The organism is Reyranella aquatilis (assembly GCF_020880995.1).
In the GTDB taxonomy this organism is placed as follows: domain Bacteria; phylum Pseudomonadota; class Alphaproteobacteria; order Reyranellales; family Reyranellaceae; genus Reyranella; species Reyranella aquatilis.
In genome coordinates this window covers 773,287-792,690 of record NZ_JAJISD010000001.1, presented here as the reverse complement: position 1 = coordinate 792,690, position 19,404 = coordinate 773,287, and the positions used below count along the sequence as shown (strand labels likewise).

The window sequence follows — 19,404 nt, the reverse complement described above, 5'->3', positions numbered from 1 at the left end:
CCAAAGGGGAGGCGGGACGCGTCCCCTGCCGGGTGGCTCGTTTTCCCGGTCGGCATGGGCTATTGCTCCCGTGCATGAATTCCGCCGCCCCACGCCCCGCCGTTTCCGTCGTGGTGCCCTGCTTCAACGAGCAGGACGCCTTGCCCGAGTTCCTGCGCCGGGCCTGCAGCGTCCTCGACGGCATCGGCGTCACCAGTGAGTTGGTGCTGGTCGATGACGGCTCACGCGATCGCACATGGGATGTGCTGGCCGAGGCGGCCGCGCGCGACTCGCGCATCGTGGCCGTTCGGCTGATGCGCAACCACGGCCACCAGCTCGCGCTGACGGCCGGCCTGTCCGTGTGCCGGGGCGAGCGCATCCTGATCATCGACGCCGATCTCCAGGATCCGCCCGAACTCCTGGTCGACATGATGAGGATGATGGATGAGGGCGCGGACGTGGTCTACGGCCAGCGCCGGCAGCGCGACGGCGAGAGCCTGTTCAAGCGCGCGACGGCGGCGGCCTTCTATCGCCTGATCGGCCGCCTCACCGACGTGCAGATCCCGCCTGATGCCGGCGATTTCCGCCTGGTCACACGGCGGGTCCTCGACCTTCTGCTCGCCATGCCGGAGCGCCACCGCTTCATTCGCGGCATGGTGGCGTGGATCGGCGGCCGGCAGGTTCCGCTGGTCTACGACCGGCACGCCCGCGTGGCCGGCGAGAGCAAGTACCCGCTGGCCAAGATGATTCGCTTCGCCGCCGATGCCATCACCTCCTTCTCGGTGGTGCCTCTGATGCTCTCGATGACGATCGGCTGGATCATGGCGGGATTGGGCTTTTGCTTCTTTCTCTACTCCATCGTGGGTTGGCTGAACGGCCACACGATGCCGGGCTGGACCTCGCTGATGGCCGCCGTCGGTCTGCTGGGTGGCATGCAGTTCCTCATGCTGGGCGTCATCGGCGCCTATCTTGGCCGCCTGTACGACCAGAGCAAGGGTCGCCCGCTGTTCATGATCCGCGACATCGTCGGAGGCCCGAAGTGACCGCCGCGGATCCGCAATCCTGGTCGGGCGAACCGGCCGAGTTCGACGACTACGCCGCCGAGTATCAGGGCGGCCTCGACAATCCGATCAAGCGGATGCTCGGCAGCTCGCCCGACCAGTTCATCGCGGTCAAGGCCCGTTGGCTGCTGCGTCGCGAGCCCGGCCTGCGGACGGGCGGCTTGTCGATCCTCGACTATGGCTGCGGCGTCGGCAGCTTGATGCGGGTGCTGATCGGGCATGGCGCAAAAGGGTCCTTCACCGGCTGCGACATCTCGACGGGCATGCTGCGGCAGGTCGAGAAGCGTTGGCCGCGCGAACTCGGGGAACCGCCGGCGCTGGCACCGCAGCAGGGGGCCAGCACGCCCTTCGCCGATGGGCAGTTCGACATCGCCATGATCAGCGCCGTGCTGCATCACGTGCCAATAGGGGACCGGCCGGCGGTCTATGCCGAGCTGGGGCGTGTCCTGAAACCGGGCGGGCGGCTCTACGTCTTCGAGCACAATCCGCGCAACCCGCTGGTCCGCCACGTCATTGCCCGCACGCCGATCGACCGCAATGCCATCCTGCTCGACGCCAACGAGGTGAGGCACGGGTTGCTCGACGTGGCGCGCTATGAGCTTGAAACCGACTACCTCATGTTCATGCCCCCGGGTCTTGCCTTCCTGCGGGGCGTCGATCGCCTGCTGACATGGCTGCCAATGGGCGCGCAATATGCCGTTGCGGCCCGCAAAGCGGCCTGAGGAGGGGTGGATGGATCGCCAGACTTTCGAGGCGGAGCTGAAGCGTGACGGCTACGACGAGATCCTCACCGGCAATACGCAGGGCCCCAAGCACAACGGCGAGCACAGCCATCCCTATGATGTGAAGGCGATGGTGATCGACGGTGCGATCACGCTGGCATGGGAAGGCAGGACCCAGACCTTCCGTCCCGGCGAGATCTTCACGATGGCGCGCGGCTGCCCGCACACCGAGACGTTCGGTCCCGAAGGCGCCGTGACCCTGATCGGCCGCAAGCACTAGTGACACGGACGGCGCCTGCCTGGCAGCTTCTGCTTGCCTTCGCGCTGTCCCTGCTGGTGCTGTGCGGCCTGATCGGGTGGCTGCAGAACGTCCACATCATCAGCGCCAACGGCATGTACAAGAGCATCCAGGCCGAGCCCTGGATTGCCTCGCCATCGACCGCGCGCCTCGACCCGTCGAACTATCTCTTCTTCCCGCTCTACGGCGTGAGCGCGCGGCTGCTCGACGCGCTCGGCATCCTGCGGGGCGTGGCGTGGAAGCAGTTCGCCTATCTCAACGCTTTCTGGGCCAGCATCGGCACGGTCGTCGTCTATGCGTTCGTCCATCGCCTGACCGGCAGCGCGCGGGTCGCCGCGTTCACCTCGGTGTTCCATCTCGGATGCGGCTTCGTGCTCCTGCTGTCGGTCATCAGCGAAGACATCATGCCGGGCTACGTGCTCGTCCTCGCCTCGATGGCACTGGCAGGACTTTGGTTCGACCGTCCGAACTGGCGGCGTGTCGCAATCGTCGGTGCGGTCTTCACCCTCGGCTGGCTGATCGAATGGCGCCTGCTGTTCCCGACCTTGCCGGCTTTCGTCCTGGCCCTGCTGATCGCACCTGGGCGTCCCAAGGAGCGCGCAGGCCATTTGGTCGCGCTGTTGGTCTCGATCCTGGCGGTATCGGGGATCGTCCAGCTCCTGTGGGAAGGCCACAACGGAGCGATCGGGCTGCACGACATCCTGTGGACGGGCAAGGGCGTGGCCACCGGCTGGGCAGGCATCACCTGGGACAAGGCCTGGATGATGCTGTCCGGCGTTGGCAACTATTTCCTGCTGGTCGGGGGCTATGTCGATCCCGGGTCGGCGAAAGCAGCGATGGGACCGCTCGCGATCTCGGTTCTTCTCGAGGTCGCTATCTTCATCGCCGCCGTCTTGCTCCTCTGGCCGCGCCGGGGCGAGCCGCGGCTGCGGGTGGTCGCCATTGTCTTCCTCGGAACGCTGGGGGCGGGGCAGGTGCTGAACTTCTACTCGCAGCCGCAGGACCCGCAGATGCAGATCAACGTCATGCCTTGGCTCGTCGTGGCGTGGGCGCTCCTGCTCGCCAGCCTGCTGCCGACACGGCGCGGGCTGACGATCGTACTGGCGGTCCTGTCGTTCGCGCCGTTCGCGTGGAACGTTTCGGCCCTCGCCAAATGGCGTGGTGACGACACGCGCTGGCTCGCCGCGACCGCGGCGCTCGAGAAGCGCTTTCCGCCGGACTCCACCGTGTTCCTTTATTTCGGTTACGAGCCCGTCACGACCTGGAAGTACGCGCTTTGGAGCCGCACCTGGGACTGGGACAACCGAGTCGCCATCCCGCCGGCACCCGCCGCCGATCCGAAGTTCAAATGGATCGCCGTGAACGCCGGCGCCATCCGGCATCCCGACTGGACGGCGGCCGAACATGCCGCGGCGATCAAGCGCGACATCGATCTGGCGTTGGATCGTGGCTATCGCGTCGTGGTTTCGGACATGTGGTCCTGGCCGCCCGATGTACTGGCGGCGTATCTCGGGACGGTTGCCGCATCGGGCCGCACCGATGCGATCTACCGGATGCTGCACGATGATTTTAGGGCGACCGAGGCGTTCCACGATCCGATCGCCGGTACCTACTTCGAGTTGCAGCGGCGCTGAACCCGCAGCGCGACAATCTCTCCACATTGACGGCGCAGCGGTACGCCCGTATACGACGCGCGGGCCACGCTCCCCCACCGGAGTGCATTTCTTCTGTAAGGGAGAATGACAATGACGAAGCCGTCACTACGTCCTGCGCGTCCCGATTTTTCTTCGGGCCCCTGCGCCAAGCGTCCGGGTTGGACACCGGAAGTTCTCAAAGATGCCGCCGTCGGGCGGTCCCACAGGTCGAAGCTCGGCAAGAAGAAGATCGTCGAAGCGGTTGATCGCACGCGTGCGATCCTCGGAATTCCGGCCGACTATCGCATCGCCATCGTTCCTGCGTCGGACACCGGCGCCGTCGAAATGGCGCTGTGGTCGTTGCTAGGCGCCCGCCCGGTCGACATGCTGACCTGGGAGAGCTTCGGCGAGGGCTGGGTCACCGATGTGGTGAAGCAGCTCAAGCTCAAGGATACCCGCACGCTCAAGGCGCCCTACGGACAGATCGCCGATCTCAAGGCGGTCGACTGGACGCATGACGTCGTCTTCACATGGAACGGCACGACCTCCGGCGTGAAGGTGCCGAATGGCGACTGGATCGCCGGCGATCGCCAAGGCCTCGCGATCTGCGATGCGACCTCCGCCGTGTTCGCGATGGACCTGCCGTGGGCCAAGCTCGATGTCGTCACCTGGTCCTGGCAGAAGGTCATGGGCGGCGAGGGCGCGCACGGCATGCTCGTGCTGTCGCCGCGTGCCATCGAGCGGCTCGAGAGCTACACGCCGGCCTGGCCGATGCCGAAGATCTTCCGCCTGACCTCGGGCGGCAAGTTCTCCGAGGCCATCTTCAAGGGCGACACGATCAATACGCCGTCGCTGCTCTGCATCGAGGACGCGATCGACGGTCTCAAGTGGGGCGAGAGTGTCGGCGGGCTGAAGGGCCTGATGGCGCGTTCCGAGGGCAATCTCGGCGTGCTGGAAAAGTTCGTCGAGTCCCGCGCTTGGGCCGCTTTCCTGGCCGCCGACAAGGCGATCCGCTCTAACACGTCGGTGTGCCTCGTCATCAAGGCGCCGTGGTTCACCGCGCTGCCGGCCGACAAGCAGGCCGCGGCCGCCAAGAAGATGGGCGACCTGCTCGAATCCGAGAAGGCAGGCTACGACGTCGGCTCCTACCGCGACGCCCCGCCAGGCCTGCGCATCTGGTGCGGTGCCACGGTCGAGAAGGCCGATCTCGAGGCGCTGCTGCCCTGGCTCGACTGGGCCTACGCCGAGATCGAGCGCGATTTTTCGTAGCTGGGAGCGCGCCGCTCCCGTGGCGCGATCTTCCTGCTGCCCTATCGCATGACGCGCCGCTTGAGTGGCGCGACCCCAGCACAACAATTGGAGTCATCCCATGGCAAAGCCCAAGGTTCTCATTTCCGATGAACTGTCCCCGCGCGCCGTCGAGATCTTCTCGGAACGCGGCTGCGACGTCGATTTCAAGCCGGGCCTCAAGCCCGCCGAGCTGCGTGAGATCATCGGCAGCTACGACGGGCTGGCGATCCGCTCGGCCACCAAGGTGACGGCCGAGGTCCTTGCCGTAGCCAAGAAGCTGAAGGTCGTCGGCCGCGCCGGCATCGGCGTCGACAATGTCGACATCAAGGCCGCAACCTCACACGGCGTCGTCGTCATGAACACGCCGTTCGGCAACGCCATCACCACGGCGGAACACGCCATCGCGCTGATGTTCGCCGTCGCCCGTCAGGTGCCGGAGGCCAATGCCAGCACGCAGGCCGGCAAGTGGGAAAAGAACAAGTTCATGGGCACCGAGCTCAGCTTCAAGACGCTGGGCCTGATCGGATGCGGCAACATCGGCTCGATCGTCGCCGAGCGCGCCATCGGCCTCAAGATGCGCGTGGTGGCCTACGACCCGTTTCTGAGCGACCAGCGAGCGGCCGAGCTCGGCGTAGAGAAGGCAACGCTGGAGCAGGTGCTGGCGCGCGCCGACTTCATCACGGTGCACACGCCGCTCACTGAGCAGACCAAGAACATTCTCTCGCGGGCCAACCTGATGAAGACCAAGAAGGGCGTGCGCATCGTCAACTGCGCCCGTGGCGGCCTGGTCGACGAGCTGGCCGTCCGCGACTTGCTGGTCTCGGGCCATATCGCGGGCGCGGGCTTCGACGTGTTCGTGGAGGAGCCGGCCAAGGAGAACGTGCTGTTCGGTGCGCCGAACCTGGTCTGCACGCCGCACCTCGGCGCCTCGACGGTCGAGGCGCAGGAGAACGTGGCCCTTCAGGTCGCCGAGCAGATGGCCGACTACCTGCTGACGGGCGCCGTCACCAACTCGCTCAACATGCCGAACGTCTCGGCTGAGGACGCGCCGAAGCTGGCGCCGTTCCTCGACCTCGCCGAGAAGCTGGGCTCCTTCGCGGGCCAGCTGACCGACACGGACATCAAGGCCGTCTCGATCGAGTTCGAAGGCCAGGTGGCGAAGCTCAACGTCAAGCCGCTGACCCAGGTGGCGCTGATGGGCGTGCTGCGGCCGCAGCTCACGTCGGTCAACATGGTCAACGCCCCGGTGATCGCCCGCGAGCGCGGCATCGAGGTGGCGGAGGTCAAGCATGAGCGTGAGACCGATTACAATTCGATGATCCGCCTCTCGGTCACGACCGAGAAGTACACGCGCTCGGTCACGGGCACGCTTTTCGGCGGCAAGCATCCGCGCATCGTCGAGATCAAGGGCATCGAGATCGACGCCGAGTTCGCGCCGCACATGCTCTACATCACCAACGACGACAAGCCGGGCTTCATCGGCCGCCTCGGCACGCTGCTGGGCGAAGGCAAGGTCAACATCGCGACCTTCCATCTCGGCCGCGACAAGCCGGGCGGATCGGCCATCGCTCTTGTCCAGGTCGACCAGCCAATCTCGAGCGAGTTGATGGCCAAGATCAGCGGTATCGAAGGTGTGGTGCAGGCCAAGGCGCTGGGCTTCTAGCACTCGATTTCGGGACTATCCGGGATCAAGATGTGGCCGGACCGGCGATGAGCGGGTCCGGCCTTTTCTTTGGAGACGTCATGTCGTCTGCGCGCAACCGGGCCTATCGCACCGTGGGGGGATTTCTCGTCGCCCCGATGATGCCGGCGCTGATCCTTGCCGCGGTCGTCCTGGTTACCGGCGGCGATTCGCAGACCTTGGGCTACGCCGCCTTCGCCGGCTACATCTCCTATCCGTTTGCGCTGGTGGTCGGCCTGCCGTCGTTCCTGGTCATGCGCCGCAAGCACTGGGATGGCTGGCGCGCCTATGCAGCCGCCGGTTTCGTGCTGGGCTTCGTCTTCATTGCGCTGTTCGCTGCTCTGGTGGGCGCGGATGGCGAGAAGGCCGATTCGGCCTGGCTGGCGCTGCTGGCCAATCTGGCCTTTCTTCTGCCGTTCGTCCTGGCCTGTGCGCTCGCCTCGTCGATGGTCTTCTGGCTGTTGGTCCGGCCGGATCTCCATCGTCTCTAGTCCCGGGCTCCCGCCCTGGCCATCGGCGATTTCATCCGGACATGAGAAGATGTCCATCGTGGGACGGCCAACCGCGGCGCTAACGTCCGTTTCCCTGAAACGGAGAGGTGCTCCATGGCGCGGGTCAGCGAGATCGAGGAAGACGGTGGCGATCCCATCCTGAAGGCCACCTTCGAAAAGCAGCGCGAGATGTTCGGCGGCCTGCTCAATCCGACCAAGGTGATGGCGCACTGCCCGCCGATCCTGCGCGCCGCCGGCATGCTCGGCCAGTCAATCGAGCAGTCCGGTCTGCTGCCCAAGGGCCTGCCGGCGCTGCTCTATGTCCGCGTCGCGACGATCAACGGCTGCCCGTTTTGAATTGATATCAATTCCAGCCGTGTGCTGGAAACGACGGAAGGCGGGATGGAGAAGCTGGCGGACGTCACGACGTGGCGCGACAGCGCGCTTTTCAGCGAAGCCGAGCGGCTGGCGCTCGAGTACGCCGAACGGATCACCTATACGGACCGGAAAGTCGACGACGCGCTCGTCGAGCAACTCAAGCGGCACTACACCGAGGCCCAGATCGTCGAGCTGACGGCGGCCATCGCGATGGAGAATTTCCGCTCCAAGTTCAATCCAGCGCTCGGCATAGAGGCGCAGGGCTTCTGCATCGTGCCGAAGCGCGGTTAGACTGGCCGCAAGAAGAAGGCTGCCAAGGGGGGAGACGATGACCGAGACTGTCCGCTACATGGAGCGCACGAGGGATTACTACCGGGCGCTCGGCTATCCATCGGACTATGTCTGGGCCCACTTCGACGACGTAACGTTCGCACGCCTCGACAAGCCGCTGTCGCAGGCGCGGATTGGGCTTGTGACGACGGCAAGCCCACCTGACCTTGGGAATCGCGATGCCTCTGGCCAGCGTCGGGTCTGGTCGGAAGCGATCTCTGCCGCGCCTGCCAAACTCTTCACAGACAACCTCGCTTGGGACAAGGAATCGACCCACACAGACGACCGGGCCAGTTTCCTGCCGGTCGAGGCCCTGCAGGAGCGGATGGCGGAAGGTATGGTCGGTGGGCTGGCCGAGCGGTTTCATGGCGTACCGACCGAATACAGCCAGCGCAAGACGATGGAGATCGACGCGCCGCAGGTGCTCGAGAGACTGCGCGCCGACGGCGCCGACGCGGCCCTGCTCAGTCCCCTTTGACCCGTCTGCCACCAAACCGTGAGTTTGGTCGCCCGTCATCTCGAAGCCAACGGCATGCCGACGGTGATCGTCGGCTCCGCCCGCGACATCGTCGAATATTGCGGCGTGCCGCGTTTCCTGTTCACGGACTTTCCGCTCGGTAATCCGTGCGGTCCGCCGGGGCGCCGGGACCTCCAGCGCGTGATCGCCGGCCAGGCGCTCGATCTACTCGGGAGCGCACGGGCGCCGCGCACGATCAAGCGCTCCGAGGTCGTCTGGCCGTCCGACGACGACTGGCGGCCACGCTACGGGCGCGTGAAGCCGGAAGAGATCGAGCGCCTGAGGAAGCTGGGTGAGGAGAGGCGCGAAAGGCAGGCGCAATCGAAAAAGCCCGGGTAGGGGCCTCCTCGACGGCAGGATGATGGGCTGGGGGCGCCACCCCGGTGGCGCGTCTTCGCTGGCTGAGGAATGACGCGCGACCGGGGCTGTGCGCGCCCAGCGCTACTCCATCTGGATGTTGAGCTTCTTCAGGGTCGTCCCCCAGAAGGCATGTTCCTCGCCCACGAACTTGGCGAACTGCGCGCGCGTCCGTTCCGGCGGCATTTCCAGCCCGTCGCGGGCGAGGGCCTCTTCGTATTTCGGGTTCTTCATCCCTTCCTTGGCCGCCTTCTCGATCTTGTCGAGGATGTCGGGCGGGGTCTTGGCCGGGGCGAACAGGCCCTGCCAACTGGTGACCACCACGTCGATCCCCTGTTCCTTCAGGGTCGGCACGTCGGGCAGCGAGCTCACGCGCTTGTTGCCGGTCACCGCCAGCGCCTTGAGGTTGCCGCCCTTGACCTGGGAGACCGCCGGTGGCAGCGACGAGAAGTTCATGGTGATCTGGCCGCTGATCACATCGGCGACGGCCGGCCCTGTGCCCTTGTACGGCACGTGGGTGATCTTGATGCCGGCAGCATCCGCGAACAGCGCTCCCGCGAGGTGATTGTTGCCGCCCACGCCCGACGACGAATAGGTGAGCTTTTCCGGGTCCTTCTTCGCGAGGGCCACGAGTTCCGCCGCGTTCTTCACCGGAACCGTATTCCCGACCACCAGCACGTACTGGTAGTCGGTGATCTGGCAAATGGGCGCAAGGGCCGCGAGCGTGTCGATCATGCCCTTCTGGACATGCGGGTTGATGATCACGTTCGTGCCGACGGCGACGAACAGCGTCTGGCCGTCCGGCTTGGCGTTGGCGACGGCACGCAGGCCGATCGACCCTGCGGCGCCGCCCTTGTTGTCGATGATGATCTGCTGCCCGATGACCGGCGTCATGACGTGCGCCAGCTCGCGGGCGTTGATGTCGGTGCTGCCGCCGGCGGCATAGCCGACGACGAAGGTGACCGGGCCGGCCGGCCAGTTGGCCTGGGCGCGCACGGCCGACGGCAGCAACAGGGACGAGCCGCCGAGAGCCAGGGCGTGACGTCGGGTTACCTTGGACATCTTCTTCCTCCTGAGGCGCGCGCAGTTCCTCCGCGTCGCGCGAACTTCCCGGACCTTGAAGCCAATCCGGCTTTGCAGCAAGTGTGCTGCGAGTTGTTCAGCCTAGTTCTTGCCAGCGACGTACTTGCCGGCCCCGTCGCCCGCGAGCTTGCCCAGCACGGCGCCGGACACGAGGCCCGTCCCGCCGGGATAGTTGTGATAGAACAGCCCGCCGACGAGCTCGCCCGCGGCGAAAAGGCCGGGGATCGGCTGGCCGTCCGTATTCTCGACCTCGCCCTCGTTGGTGATCTTGAGGCCGCCGAACGTGAACGTAAGGCCGCAGGTCACGGCATAGGCCTCGAACGGAGCCTGGTCGATCGTGTTGGCCCAGTTGCTCTTCGGCACGGCGAGACCGCGCGTGCCTCGGCCATCCTTGACCGCCGGGTTGAACGGCACGTCTGTCATGACCGCGGCATTCCATTCCTTGATGGTCTTGAGGAACTGCTCCTGGTTCACGCCTTCGAGCTTTGTCGCCAGCTCCTCGATGGTGTCGGCGCGAACCTTGGTCATGCGCTTGATGCGATACTCGTCGCGCAGCTTGTCGAGCACCTTCGAATCGAAGATCTGCCACGCAAACTGCTGCGGCTGGGCGAGGATAACCGCCCCGTACTTGGCGTAGGTGTAGTTGCGGAAATCGGCGCCCTCGTCGACGAAGCGCAGTCCGTTGGCGTTGACCATGATGCCGAGCGGGTAGGAGTGCTTCTGGAAGTTGTCGCCGACATCGAGGTCGCCGAACTCAGGTGCATTCATGTCCCAGCCGACGGCATGGCCGCCCGACCAATTGCCGTGCGGCTTGGCGCCGATCGCCAGCGCCATGTTGATGCCGGCGCCGGTATTGAAGCGGGTGCCACGGACCTTGGCGAGATCCCAGGTCGGGCCGAGATAGCGCGTGCGCATCTCGGCGTTGCTCTCGAAGCCCCCGCAAGCCAGCACGACCGCCTTGGCGCCGATCCTGATCTTGCGGCCCTTGTGCCGGGCGATGACGCCGCGCACGACGCCATCCTCCTCGATCAGCGACACCGCTGCGGTCTCGTAGTGGATCGGGATGCCGGCCTTGATCGCAGCCTTGTGCTCGAGGTCGACGAGACCCGGTCCGCCACCCCACGCTTCGACGGCGAGGCCGCCCCAGAACTTGTATTTGCCGTTCACCTTGAAGGCCTGGCGGCCATAGGACGGCTGGAAGCGCACGCCCTTGGAGCGCATCCACTTCATCGTCTCGAAGCTGCGGCCGATCAGGATGTCGGTCAGCTCGGGGTCGCAGCGGTAGTTGGTCACGCGGCCCATGTCATCGAGATACTCGTCGGCCGTGTAGCTGCCGAAATCGACGTCGCGCTTCTCGTCCTCGGTCAGGTCGTAGAGCTGCACCAGATCGTCGACGCCGTGGAAGACGACGCGCATGGCGCCCGCTGTGTACGTGCTGTTGCCGCCGCGCTCGGCTTCCGGGGCCGCTTCCAGCATGGCGACCGAGGCGCCCGTCTCGCGAGCCGCCAGAGCCGCACAGGCTGCCGCGTTTCCGGCACCGACCACCAACACATCGACCTGAAAATCGTCCACGCCTCGCTCCTCGATTCCGGCATTAATTTTGCGGTACAATAGGCGCAATGGGTGATCGTTTCGACCGTCTTGCGACCCGGCACGCCAATGTCGAGGTCCTGCTACGCCGTCCCGGCATCGGGCACAACAACGGACCGACCTTCGACATGTCGTGGGAGGCTTGGGTGTGGCGTCGTGCCGCCGCCAAGGCGTGGAAGACGCCGAAGCCGGAAGTCGCGTTGATGCGCCTGAAGCGGGCCGAGCGGCTGGGCATCACCTATCGTGAACTCACCTCGGCCTTCATGGACTCGGGCTCCTATCTCAGCGCCGCGGTGATCCCGCTGTCGCTGGCAGCCCGCGTGCGCCGCGGTCCGAACCGCGAAATCATCGTCGAGCCGCGCAATTCGACCGCTGAGCTTGTGGCCAAGTTCCGGGGACGCCTGTTCGTCCTGGGCGACATCGACGCCGTTCCGGGGCTTTCCGAGGAGGAGCGCGCGGAATTCCTGTCCATCCTCAACCGTGCTTTCGACGGCAAGGTCGAGGCGGTGGGTTGGGGACACGACGGTGGGACGATCCGCTCGATGTTGAAGACCAACGCACTGCCGCATCAGGAGGCGTTCATGGTCGGGGCCGGCATGGGGCATCGCGTCCTCGCCGAGACGGCAGGCCTGCCGCTGACCAAGGACATCGACACGTGGCTCACCCCGGCGAGGTGAGGTATTGCATGAGGCATGACCTCATCCTTTGAACCGCCTCTCAAGGGCATCCGCGTCGTCGAACTCACGCACACCATCCTCGGCCCGTCCTGCGGCATGATCCTGGCCGACCTCGGCGCCGAGGTGATCAAGGTCGAGCCGGCCGACGGCGACCGCACGCGCAAGCTGCGCGGCTTCGGGGCCGGCTTTTTCGGCTACTTCAATCGCAACAAGAAGAGCCTGGCGCTCGATGCGGACTCGCCTGAGGGCCGCAAGGTGCTGGTGAAGCTGCTCGAGAAGGCCGACGTGCTGATCGAGAACTTCGCGCCGGGCTCGATGGCCAAGCGCAAGCTGGGACCCGCGGACCTGGAGAAGATCAACCCACGCCTCGTCTATTGCGCGCTCAAGGGTTTCCTGCCGGGCCCCTATGAGAAGCGGCCGGCGCTTGACGAGGTGGTGCAGATGATGGGCGGGCTTGCCTACATGACGGGCCCGAGCGGCCGGCCTCTGCGCGCCGGCACTTCCGTGATCGACATCGTCGGCGGCATGTTCGGCGCGTTCGGGACAGTGCTGGCGCTGAAGCAGCGCGACCGGACGGGGAAGGGCGGTCTGGTCGAGAGCGCGCTGTTCGAATCGGTCGTCTTTCTGATGGGGCAGCACCTCGCCATCACCGCGATCAACGGCGCCGCGCCGCCGCCGATGCCCGAACGCGTGAGCTCCTGGGCGGTCTACGAGATCTTCAATACCGCTGACGACCTGCAGGTCTTCGTCGGTATCACCAGCGACGGCCAGTGGAAGCGCTTCTGCGAGTTCTTCAATCAGCCCGAGCTGGCGGCCGATCCGAAGCTCGCGACCAACAACCAGCGCATCGAGGCGCGCCCGTGGCTGGTGCCGAGGGTCGCCAGCGTGTTCAAGGCCTACACCAAGGAGGCGCTGGAGAAGATGTGCCTGGAGGCCGACATCTCGTTCGCGCCGGTCGCGCGGCCGCAGGACCTGTTCGACCATCCGCACCTGCTGGCCAACGGCTCTCTGGCACCGACCACCCTGCCGGGAGGCGTGCAGACGCGCCTGCCGCTGCTGCCCTTCCAGATGATGGGCTGGCGGCCGCCACTGACGTCGAACCCGCCGGCAATCGGCGAGCACAATGACGAGGTGCTGGCGGAGATCGGTTACGACCCGGCGGGCATCGCGGGTTTGAAGACGGCCGGAGTTCTGGGACCACGGCACGGATGACGCTGCGGGCGTTCCGCCGGAGCGAGGTCGCCGATCAGTTGCGCGCGCTGGGCGTCCGGCGCGGCGGCGTTCTGCTGGTGCACACCTCGTTCCGGGCGGTGCGGCCGATCGAGGGCGGGCCCGAGGGCCTCATCGACGCTCTATGCGCCGCGCTCGGCCCGGCAGGGACGCTGGTCATGCCGTCATGGACCGGAGACGACGAGGCGCCGTTCGAGCCCGCGGCGACCGCCGCTGCCGAGGATCTCGGCGTGACGGCCGACCGCTTCTGGCGCCGGCCCGGCGTCGTGCGCTCCGACCATCTGCAGGCCTTCGCCGCCCTCGGACCGCGCGCCGAGGCGATCGTGAAGACGGCTCTGCCCTTGCCGCCGCATACGCCGGACAGTCCGGTGGGCCGCGTCCACGACCTCGACGGCCAGGTCCTGTTGTTGGGCGTGGGGCACGATGCCGACACCTCGCTCCATCTCGCCGAGCTGATGGCGAAGGTACCCTACGGTATCCCGAGGCATTGCTTCGTCCAACAGGGTGGCCATCGCGTGCGGATCGACTATCGCGAGAACGATCATTGCTGCCGGCGCTTCGCCCTGGCCGACGACTGGCTGCGGGCGAGGGGAGTGCAGGCGGAGGGACCCGTGGGCCACGGCACCGCTCGGCTGGCGCGGGCCCGGGACATCGTCGGTCTGGCGGTCGACGCGTTGCTGCGGCAGCCGACGCTTTTCCTGCACGACCCTGCCGAGGGCTGTGCCGACTGCGACGAGGCGAGGGCAAGCATGCGCGGAATTATCCCGAATTCGGGATAATCCACCGGGAACGTATCTAGAACTTGTGTCAAGAACATTAGTTCTTTCAGCAGCTTAATTGTTCCGTTGCCGAGTGGAACAAAATGGGTACATTGGCGCTCTCGGACGTTCCGACCCGCTGCGGACTTATCCGCATTGCCGCTCCTGACAGGGGCATGGGAAGAAGGAGAAAGCCAATGTCGGCGATGCTCAAGGTGGTCGAAAAAGAAGGCATGGAAAGCAAGAACAAGGCACTGGACGCCGCTCTCGCCCAGATCGAGCGCGCCTTCGGCAAGGGCTCCATCATGAAGCTGGGCCAGCGCGAGGCGCTGGAAATCGAGGCGATCTCGACCGGCTCGCTGGGCCTCGATATCGCGCTGGGCATCGGCGGCTTGCCCAAGGGCCGCATCGTCGAAATCTACGGGCCGGAAAGCTCGGGCAAGACGACGCTTGCGCTGCACGTCATCGCCGAGGCGCAGAAGAAGGGCGGTTCCTGCGCCTTCGTCGACGCCGAGCATGCGCTCGATCCGGGCTACGCCAAGAAGCTGGGCGTCGACATCGGCAACCTGCTGATCTCCCAGCCCGATGCCGGCGAGCAGGCGCTCGAGATCGCCGACACGCTGGTGCGTTCCGGCGCCATCGACGTGCTGGTGGTCGATTCGGTCGCCGCCCTGGTGCCGCGCGCCGAACTCGAAGGCGAGATGGGCGATTCGCTGCCGGGCCTGCATGCCCGCCTGATGAGCCAGGCGCTGCGCAAGCTCACCGCCTCGATCTCCAAGTCGAACACGCTGGTGATCTTCATCAACCAGATCCGCATGAAGATCGGCGTCATGTTCGGCAGCCCCGAGACGACGACGGGCGGCAACGCGCTGAAGTTCTACGCTTCGGTCCGCCTCGACATCCGCCGCATCGGCGCGCTCAAGGACAAGGACGAGGTCGTGGGCAATGCCACGCGCGTCAAGGTCGTGAAGAACAAGGTGGCGCCGCCGTTCAAGGTCGTCGAGTTCGACATCATGTACGGCGAGGGCGTCTCCAAGAGCGGCGAACTGATCGACCTGGGCGAGAAGGCCGGCGTCGTCGAGAAATCGGGCTCCTGGTACTCCTACGACGGCACCCGCATCGGCCAGGGCCGCGAGAACGCCAAGAACTACCTCAAGGAGCACCCCGAGGTCGCCAATGCGATCGAGAACAAGGTGCGCGCCAACGCCGGCATCCTCGCCAACGCGCTGATGGATGGCGGCAAGGAAGATGACGAGGACGACGAATAGGGAACCCCGATCCCCTGTCTCCGGGTCCCTAAGGGCGGTACCGCATCCCACGCGCGGTACCGCCCATTTTCTTTGCGCGAAGCGCAAAGAAAATGGGCGGGGCGGGCGGCAGCGTATTCGCGGCTACGCGAATGCGCGAGAGCCCGCAGGGTTCAGAAAGGATCCGGGCGTCGACCAAGGGCCTCTCACTTCGTTCGGGATGACAACGTTGCCGGGGATGGCGCAGTGCGCTCATCCGAAAACCGATGTCATCCCGAACGAAGGGAGGGCCCTTTCGCCCCCGTCGGATGGCCATCCTCAGCCTTTCCGCGACATCCCCTTCAGGAACTTCTGTATCCACTCCGGCCCCGTCCGCCGCGCGCCTCCCTTGGGGCGCGTCTTCGCCCAGTCCATCAGTAGGGCGAGCGGGAACCAGTCCTCGCTCTCGTCCTGCAGCCCGCGCGCGGCCAGCGAGATCTTAGGCACCGGCACCGGCGTCACACCCTCCTGTGCGGGGCCGGCACAGAGGTCGGCGGGCGAGGTGACCAAGTATTCCCGGCAGACCAGCGGCCGGTCGGGATGGATCGAGCAGCTTTCGTCCTCGAGGAACGGGCAGGGAATCCCGAGCCCGAAGTAGGCGGTTGACAGTTCCCGGTCGGGCCGGCCCTTGCGCTCCTTGAGGTCGGCGGCGGCCAGCGCGGCCTCGGCGGCTGCGAAACGGGCTTCGAGGACGGCGCGCCGTTCCGCCGGCAGGGCCGCCACGGTCTCGAGCAGGCGTTCAGCCTCCGTGCGCGAGATCGGAACGAGCTGGCGGCAGCAGGCGCCGCAGCCTTTGCGGCAGGATATCGCCTTGCCGGCTTCCGCGGCGGCGACCACCGCGTTCACCAGCCCCTGCAGCGCCGGGACGACGTCCGCGGCGGCCACCGGGCCGGTCGGAACGGTGATCGGATGGACGATCCGGAGGTCGCCCACGGAGAGGCGAAGAGTGGCGGTAGAATGGGCCTCGGCGGCCATTTCCCTTGGGTTCCCTGTTCTGGACTTGGCGGGCTGGCGCACGCTACAAGGCCGGCATGCAAAGCGTCAGCGAAATCCGTCGTACCTTCCTAGAGTACTTCCGCAAGAACGGCCACGAAGTCGTTGAGTCGAGCCCTCTGGTGCCTCGTAACGACCCGACGCTGATGTTCACCAACGCCGGCATGGTCCAGTTCAAGAACGTCTTCACCGGTCTGGAGACGCGTTCCTATTCGCGAGCCGCGACGTCGCAGAAGTGCGTGCGCGCGGGCGGCAAGCACAACGATCTCGAGAACGTGGGTTACACGGCCCGCCACCACACCTTCTTCGAGATGCTGGGCAATTTCTCGTTTGGTGACTACTTCAAGGAACACGCGATCGAGCTGGCCTGGAACCTCCTGACCAAGGACTACGGCCTCCCTAAGGAGAAGTTGCTGGTCACGGTGTTCCACACCGACGACGAGGCGGCCGGCCACTGGAAGAAGATCGCCGGCCTCTCCGACGACAGGATCATTCGCATCCCGACCTCGGACAATTTCTGGGCGATGGGCGACACCGGCCCCTGCGGCCCGTGTTCAGAGATTTTCTACGACCACGGCGAGGGCATCCCCGGCGGGCCGCCGGGCAGCGCCGACCAGGACGGCGACCGGTTCATCGAGATCTGGAACCTGGTCTTCATGCAGTTCGAGCAGGTGACCAAGGAAGAGCGCATCGCGCTGCCCAAGCCCTCGATCGACACCGGCATGGGCCTGGAGCGCCTCGCGGCCGTCCTGCAGCACAAGCACAACAACTACGACATCGACCTGTTCCGGGCCCTGATCGAGGCCACGGCACACGAGATCAACGTCGATCCCGACGGCAAGCAGAGCGCCTCGCTCAAGGTGATCGCCGACCATCTGCGCGCGACTTCCTTCCTGATCGCCGACGGCGTGCTGCCGTCGAACGAAGGCCGTGGCTATGTCCTCCGCCGCATCATGCGCCGGGCCATGCGTCACGCTCATATCCTTGGCGCGCAGGATCCGGTGATCTTCAAGCTGGTGCCGACGCTGGTGCGCGAGATGGGCGATGCCTATCCCGAACTGTCGCGCGCCCAGCCGCTGATCACCGAGACGCTGAAGCTCGAGGAGACGCGGTTCAAGAAGACGCTGGGCACCGGCCTCAAGCTGCTCGAGGACGAGACGAAGGACCTCGGCGCCGGCGGCACACTGAAGGGCGAGGTCGCGTTCAAGCTCTACGATACCTACGGGTTCCCGCTCGACCTCACGCAGGACGTGTTGCGTGCGCGCGACATCAAGGTCGACACGGCGGGCTTCGAGACCTCGATGGAGGAGCAGCGTGCCAAGGCGCGCGCGGCCTGGGCGGGCTCGGGCGAGACCGCCGACCAGGCGATCTGGTTCGACGTGCGTCAGAAGGCCGGCGCCACCGAGTTCCTGGGCTACGACACCGAGCGCGCTGAGGGGCAGATCAAGGCGATCCTGCTCGACGGCAAGGAAGTCTCTTCGCTCAAGGCCGGCCAGACCGGCTGGATCGTCACCAACCAGACTCCATTCTACGCCGAGTCGGGCGGCCAGCAGGGCGACGCGGGCAAGCTGGTGAGCGGTGTGAACGAGGCCGAGGTCAGCGACGTCCAGAAGATGGTGGGCGACCTTCATGCGCATCACGCGAAGGTCGCGAAAGGCGAGTTGAAGGTCGGCGACGACCTGGTCATGACCATCGACCCGGTCCGCCGCGCCCAGCTGCGCGCCCATCATTCCGCGACCCACCTGCTGCACGAGGCGCTGCGCCGTCATCTCGGCAAGCACGTGACGCAGAAGGGCTCGCTGGTCGCGCCCGACCGGCTGCGCTTCGACATCAGCCACACCAAGGCGATCTCGGCCGACGAGCTGCGCCGCATCGAGGATGAGGTGAACGATCGCATCCGCCACAATTCGGCGGTCGAGACGCGCCTCATGACTCCGGACGAGGCAATTGCCGCCGGCGCCATGGCGCTGTTCGGCGAGAAGTACGGCGACGAGGTGCGCGTGCTCTCGATGGGCGGCGACTCTGAGGTTCCGGGTAGCGAGCGGTATTCGGTCGAACTCTGCGGCGGCACGCATGCGCGCCGGACCGGCGACATCGGCCTGTTCAAGATCATCGGCGAGGGCGCGGTCGCGGCCGGCGTTCGCCGCATCGAGGCGCTGGCGGGACATGCCGCCGAGGCCCATGTCCGCCACCAGGCCGACTTGCTCGTCGAGGCGGCGGCGGCGCTCAAGGTGCGGCCCGAGGATCTGCCGGCGCGTCTGGCGGCGCTGGTCGAGGGCCAGAAGAAGATCGAGCGCGAACTGTCGGATGCCCGCAAGGCGCTGGCCCTGGCGGGCGGCGGCTCTGCCGGCGGTTCCGCGGCAGATGAGGTTCGCGACGTCGGTGGCGTCAAACTGATCGGCCGCGTGCTGAATGGTGTGCCGGGCAAGGACCTCAAGGGCATGGCCGACGAGTTCAAGAAGAAGCTGGGCTCGGGCGTCGTGGCGCTGATCGGTGTCGAGGACGGCAAGGCCTCGGCCGTGGTCGGCGTGACCGACGACCTGGCGAAGACCCACAGCGCGGTCGAGCTGGTTAAGGCGGGTGTCGCGGCGCTGGGCGGCAAGGGCGGCGGCGGACGGCCCGACATGGCGCAGGGTGGCGGCCCGGACGGGTCGAAGGCACCGGACGCCCTGAAGGCCATCGAGACGGCGCTGGCAGGCGGCCGATGAAGCCCGCCATCGCCCTCGTGATCGCGGCGGCGGCGATGTCGGCGTGTGCGCCCAAGGATTTCACCAAGGACGGCGCGACGGCCGATCAGTTCACCCGCGACGAGTCGCTGTGCCGCACCCAGGTGCGAGCCCAGGCCCAACAGGAACGCAACATCGACGATCAGCGTCGCGCCACCTTTTCGGCCGAACGCGAACGGTACGGCCAGCAGGGGCTGTACACCGACATGGCCAACCAGGGATACAAGTTCAGCTTCGAGCGCTCGATGGCCAGCTGCATGGAAGCGCGCGGCTGGGCGCCCAAGCAGAATGGGCCCATTCCCATGCCCAAGCTGACCTGGTGA

The 19,404-nt window shown here is 66.2% G+C and carries 20 protein-coding genes; 17 read left to right on the top strand and 3 right to left on the bottom strand.

Annotated features, from left to right (window positions below):
- The first annotated feature begins 74 nt into the window (after positions 1–74).
- The 11 genes from LJ725_RS03885 to LJ725_RS03835 all read left to right on the top strand — a co-directional run bounded on the left by LJ725_RS03885 (position 75) and on the right by LJ725_RS03835 (position 8,720).
- The gene (locus LJ725_RS03885) at positions 75–1,022 is read left to right on the top strand and encodes a glycosyltransferase family 2 protein (protein ID WP_230549295.1); all 948 of its coding nucleotides are present in this window, start codon (positions 75–77) and stop codon (positions 1,020–1,022) included.
- Positions 1,019–1,762, top strand: a complete 744-nt coding sequence (locus LJ725_RS03880) for a class I SAM-dependent methyltransferase (RefSeq protein WP_230549294.1) — start codon at positions 1,019–1,021, stop codon at positions 1,760–1,762. Before LJ725_RS03885 ends, LJ725_RS03880 begins: the two co-directional genes overlap by 4 nt.
- A gap of 10 nt (positions 1,763–1,772) precedes the next feature.
- Positions 1,773–2,042, top strand: a complete 270-nt coding sequence (locus tag LJ725_RS03875) for a cupin domain-containing protein (protein WP_230549293.1) — start codon at positions 1,773–1,775, stop codon at positions 2,040–2,042.
- Positions 2,042–3,694 (top strand): hypothetical protein, encoded by a 1,653-nt coding sequence (locus LJ725_RS03870; RefSeq protein ID WP_230549292.1) that lies wholly within the window; start codon positions 2,042–2,044, stop codon positions 3,692–3,694. The genes LJ725_RS03875 and LJ725_RS03870 overlap by 1 nt, the downstream gene beginning before the upstream one ends.
- A gap of 105 nt (positions 3,695–3,799) precedes the next feature.
- Positions 3,800–4,963, top strand: coding sequence for a phosphoserine transaminase (locus tag LJ725_RS03865; protein WP_230549291.1), 1,164 nt, complete (start codon positions 3,800–3,802; stop codon positions 4,961–4,963).
- A 100-nt stretch (positions 4,964–5,063) separates the two neighbouring features.
- Entirely contained in the window at positions 5,064–6,647 is a 1,584-nt protein-coding gene (serA, locus tag LJ725_RS03860; RefSeq protein ID WP_230549290.1) for a phosphoglycerate dehydrogenase, read from the top strand.
- An 80-nt stretch (positions 6,648–6,727) separates the two neighbouring features.
- Positions 6,728–7,156 carry a hypothetical protein gene (locus LJ725_RS03855; RefSeq protein WP_230549289.1) on the top strand — a complete coding sequence of 143 codons (429 nt, stop codon included), beginning with the start codon at positions 6,728–6,730 and terminating at the stop codon, positions 7,154–7,156.
- Positions 7,157–7,270: 114 nt separating this feature from the next.
- Complete coding sequence (locus tag LJ725_RS03850) at positions 7,271–7,513, top strand: carboxymuconolactone decarboxylase family protein (RefSeq protein ID WP_230549288.1); 243 nt, start codon at positions 7,271–7,273, stop codon at positions 7,511–7,513.
- 45 nt (positions 7,514–7,558) lie between these two features.
- A complete protein-coding gene (locus LJ725_RS03845) occupies positions 7,559–7,825 on the top strand; it encodes a carboxymuconolactone decarboxylase family protein (RefSeq protein WP_230549287.1) in 267 nt (88 codons plus the stop codon).
- Positions 7,826–7,862: 37 nt separating this feature from the next.
- Positions 7,863–8,342, top strand: coding sequence for a hypothetical protein (locus LJ725_RS03840; protein ID WP_230549286.1), 480 nt, complete (start codon positions 7,863–7,865; stop codon positions 8,340–8,342).
- A gap of 54 nt (positions 8,343–8,396) precedes the next feature.
- Positions 8,397–8,720 carry a hypothetical protein gene (locus tag LJ725_RS03835; protein ID WP_230549285.1) on the top strand — a complete coding sequence of 108 codons (324 nt, stop codon included), beginning with the start codon at positions 8,397–8,399 and terminating at the stop codon, positions 8,718–8,720.
- Between the two features lie 102 nt (positions 8,721–8,822).
- On the opposite strand, the gene LJ725_RS03830 is transcribed toward LJ725_RS03835, so the two are convergent.
- Both LJ725_RS03830 and tcuA read right to left on the bottom strand, forming a co-directional pair.
- A complete protein-coding gene (locus LJ725_RS03830; protein WP_230549284.1) occupies positions 8,823–9,800 on the bottom strand; it encodes a Bug family tripartite tricarboxylate transporter substrate binding protein in 978 nt (325 codons plus the stop codon).
- Positions 9,801–9,902: 102 nt separating this feature from the next.
- Positions 9,903–11,393, bottom strand: a complete 1,491-nt coding sequence (gene tcuA, locus LJ725_RS03825) for an FAD-dependent tricarballylate dehydrogenase TcuA (protein WP_230549283.1) — start codon at positions 11,391–11,393, stop codon at positions 9,903–9,905.
- Positions 11,394–11,440: 47 nt separating this feature from the next.
- On the opposite strand from tcuA, the gene LJ725_RS03820 reads away from it, so the two are divergent.
- The 4 genes from LJ725_RS03820 to recA all read left to right on the top strand — a co-directional run bounded on the left by LJ725_RS03820 (position 11,441) and on the right by recA (position 15,344).
- The gene (locus LJ725_RS03820) at positions 11,441–12,088 is read left to right on the top strand and encodes a hypothetical protein (protein WP_230549282.1); all 648 of its coding nucleotides are present in this window, start codon (positions 11,441–11,443) and stop codon (positions 12,086–12,088) included.
- A 15-nt stretch (positions 12,089–12,103) separates the two neighbouring features.
- Positions 12,104–13,300, top strand: a complete 1,197-nt coding sequence (locus LJ725_RS03815) for a CaiB/BaiF CoA transferase family protein (RefSeq protein ID WP_230549281.1) — start codon at positions 12,104–12,106, stop codon at positions 13,298–13,300.
- Positions 13,297–14,097 carry an AAC(3)-IV family aminoglycoside N-acetyltransferase gene (gene aac(3)-IV / locus LJ725_RS03810; RefSeq protein ID WP_230549280.1) on the top strand — a complete coding sequence of 267 codons (801 nt, stop codon included), beginning with the start codon at positions 13,297–13,299 and terminating at the stop codon, positions 14,095–14,097. The genes LJ725_RS03815 and aac(3)-IV overlap by 4 nt, the downstream gene beginning before the upstream one ends.
- A gap of 176 nt (positions 14,098–14,273) precedes the next feature.
- Complete coding sequence (gene recA, locus LJ725_RS03805) at positions 14,274–15,344, top strand: recombinase RecA (RefSeq protein ID WP_289294570.1); 1,071 nt, start codon at positions 14,274–14,276, stop codon at positions 15,342–15,344.
- A gap of 297 nt (positions 15,345–15,641) precedes the next feature.
- Here recA and LJ725_RS03800 read toward each other — a convergent pair whose 3' ends face one another.
- Positions 15,642–16,337 carry a YkgJ family cysteine cluster protein gene (locus tag LJ725_RS03800; RefSeq protein WP_230549279.1) on the bottom strand — a complete coding sequence of 232 codons (696 nt, stop codon included), beginning with the start codon at positions 16,335–16,337 and terminating at the stop codon, positions 15,642–15,644.
- Between the two features lie 56 nt (positions 16,338–16,393).
- Between LJ725_RS03800 and alaS the strand changes: the two genes are divergently transcribed.
- The gene (gene alaS / locus LJ725_RS03795) at positions 16,394–19,063 is read left to right on the top strand and encodes an alanine--tRNA ligase (RefSeq protein WP_230549278.1); all 2,670 of its coding nucleotides are present in this window, start codon (positions 16,394–16,396) and stop codon (positions 19,061–19,063) included.
- Positions 19,060–19,404, top strand: coding sequence for a hypothetical protein (locus tag LJ725_RS03790; RefSeq protein ID WP_230549277.1), 345 nt, complete (start codon positions 19,060–19,062; stop codon positions 19,402–19,404). Before alaS ends, LJ725_RS03790 begins: the two co-directional genes overlap by 4 nt.

What these genes read in the sequence shown, in the direction of transcription:
- LJ725_RS03800 (WP_230549279.1), bottom strand. Translation starts at nt 16,337, where the DNA reads ATGGCCGCCGAGGCCCATTCTACCGCCACTCTTCGCCTCTCCGTGGGC.
- LJ725_RS03845 (WP_230549287.1), top strand. Translation starts at nt 7,559, where the DNA reads ATGGAGAAGCTGGCGGACGTCACGACGTGGCGCGACAGCGCGCTTTTC.
- LJ725_RS03865 (WP_230549291.1), top strand. Translation starts at nt 3,800, where the DNA reads ATGACAATGACGAAGCCGTCACTACGTCCTGCGCGTCCCGATTTTTCT.
- LJ725_RS03855 (WP_230549289.1), top strand. Translation starts at nt 6,728, where the DNA reads ATGTCGTCTGCGCGCAACCGGGCCTATCGCACCGTGGGGGGATTTCTC.
- LJ725_RS03830 (WP_230549284.1), bottom strand. Translation starts at nt 9,800, where the DNA reads ATGTCCAAGGTAACCCGACGTCACGCCCTGGCTCTCGGCGGCTCGTCC.
- LJ725_RS03790 (WP_230549277.1), top strand. Translation starts at nt 19,060, where the DNA reads ATGAAGCCCGCCATCGCCCTCGTGATCGCGGCGGCGGCGATGTCGGCG.
- LJ725_RS03820 (WP_230549282.1), top strand. Translation starts at nt 11,441, where the DNA reads ATGGGTGATCGTTTCGACCGTCTTGCGACCCGGCACGCCAATGTCGAG.
- LJ725_RS03840 (WP_230549286.1), top strand. Translation starts at nt 7,863, where the DNA reads ATGACCGAGACTGTCCGCTACATGGAGCGCACGAGGGATTACTACCGG.
- LJ725_RS03835 (WP_230549285.1), top strand. Translation starts at nt 8,397, where the DNA reads ATGCCGACGGTGATCGTCGGCTCCGCCCGCGACATCGTCGAATATTGC.
- alaS (WP_230549278.1), top strand. Translation starts at nt 16,394, where the DNA reads ATGCAAAGCGTCAGCGAAATCCGTCGTACCTTCCTAGAGTACTTCCGC.
- serA (WP_230549290.1), top strand. Translation starts at nt 5,064, where the DNA reads ATGGCAAAGCCCAAGGTTCTCATTTCCGATGAACTGTCCCCGCGCGCC.
- LJ725_RS03885 (WP_230549295.1), top strand. Translation starts at nt 75, where the DNA reads ATGAATTCCGCCGCCCCACGCCCCGCCGTTTCCGTCGTGGTGCCCTGC.
- LJ725_RS03850 (WP_230549288.1), top strand. Translation starts at nt 7,271, where the DNA reads ATGGCGCGGGTCAGCGAGATCGAGGAAGACGGTGGCGATCCCATCCTG.
- LJ725_RS03815 (WP_230549281.1), top strand. Translation starts at nt 12,104, where the DNA reads ATGACCTCATCCTTTGAACCGCCTCTCAAGGGCATCCGCGTCGTCGAA.
- LJ725_RS03875 (WP_230549293.1), top strand. Translation starts at nt 1,773, where the DNA reads ATGGATCGCCAGACTTTCGAGGCGGAGCTGAAGCGTGACGGCTACGAC.
- recA (WP_289294570.1), top strand. Translation starts at nt 14,274, where the DNA reads ATGTCGGCGATGCTCAAGGTGGTCGAAAAAGAAGGCATGGAAAGCAAG.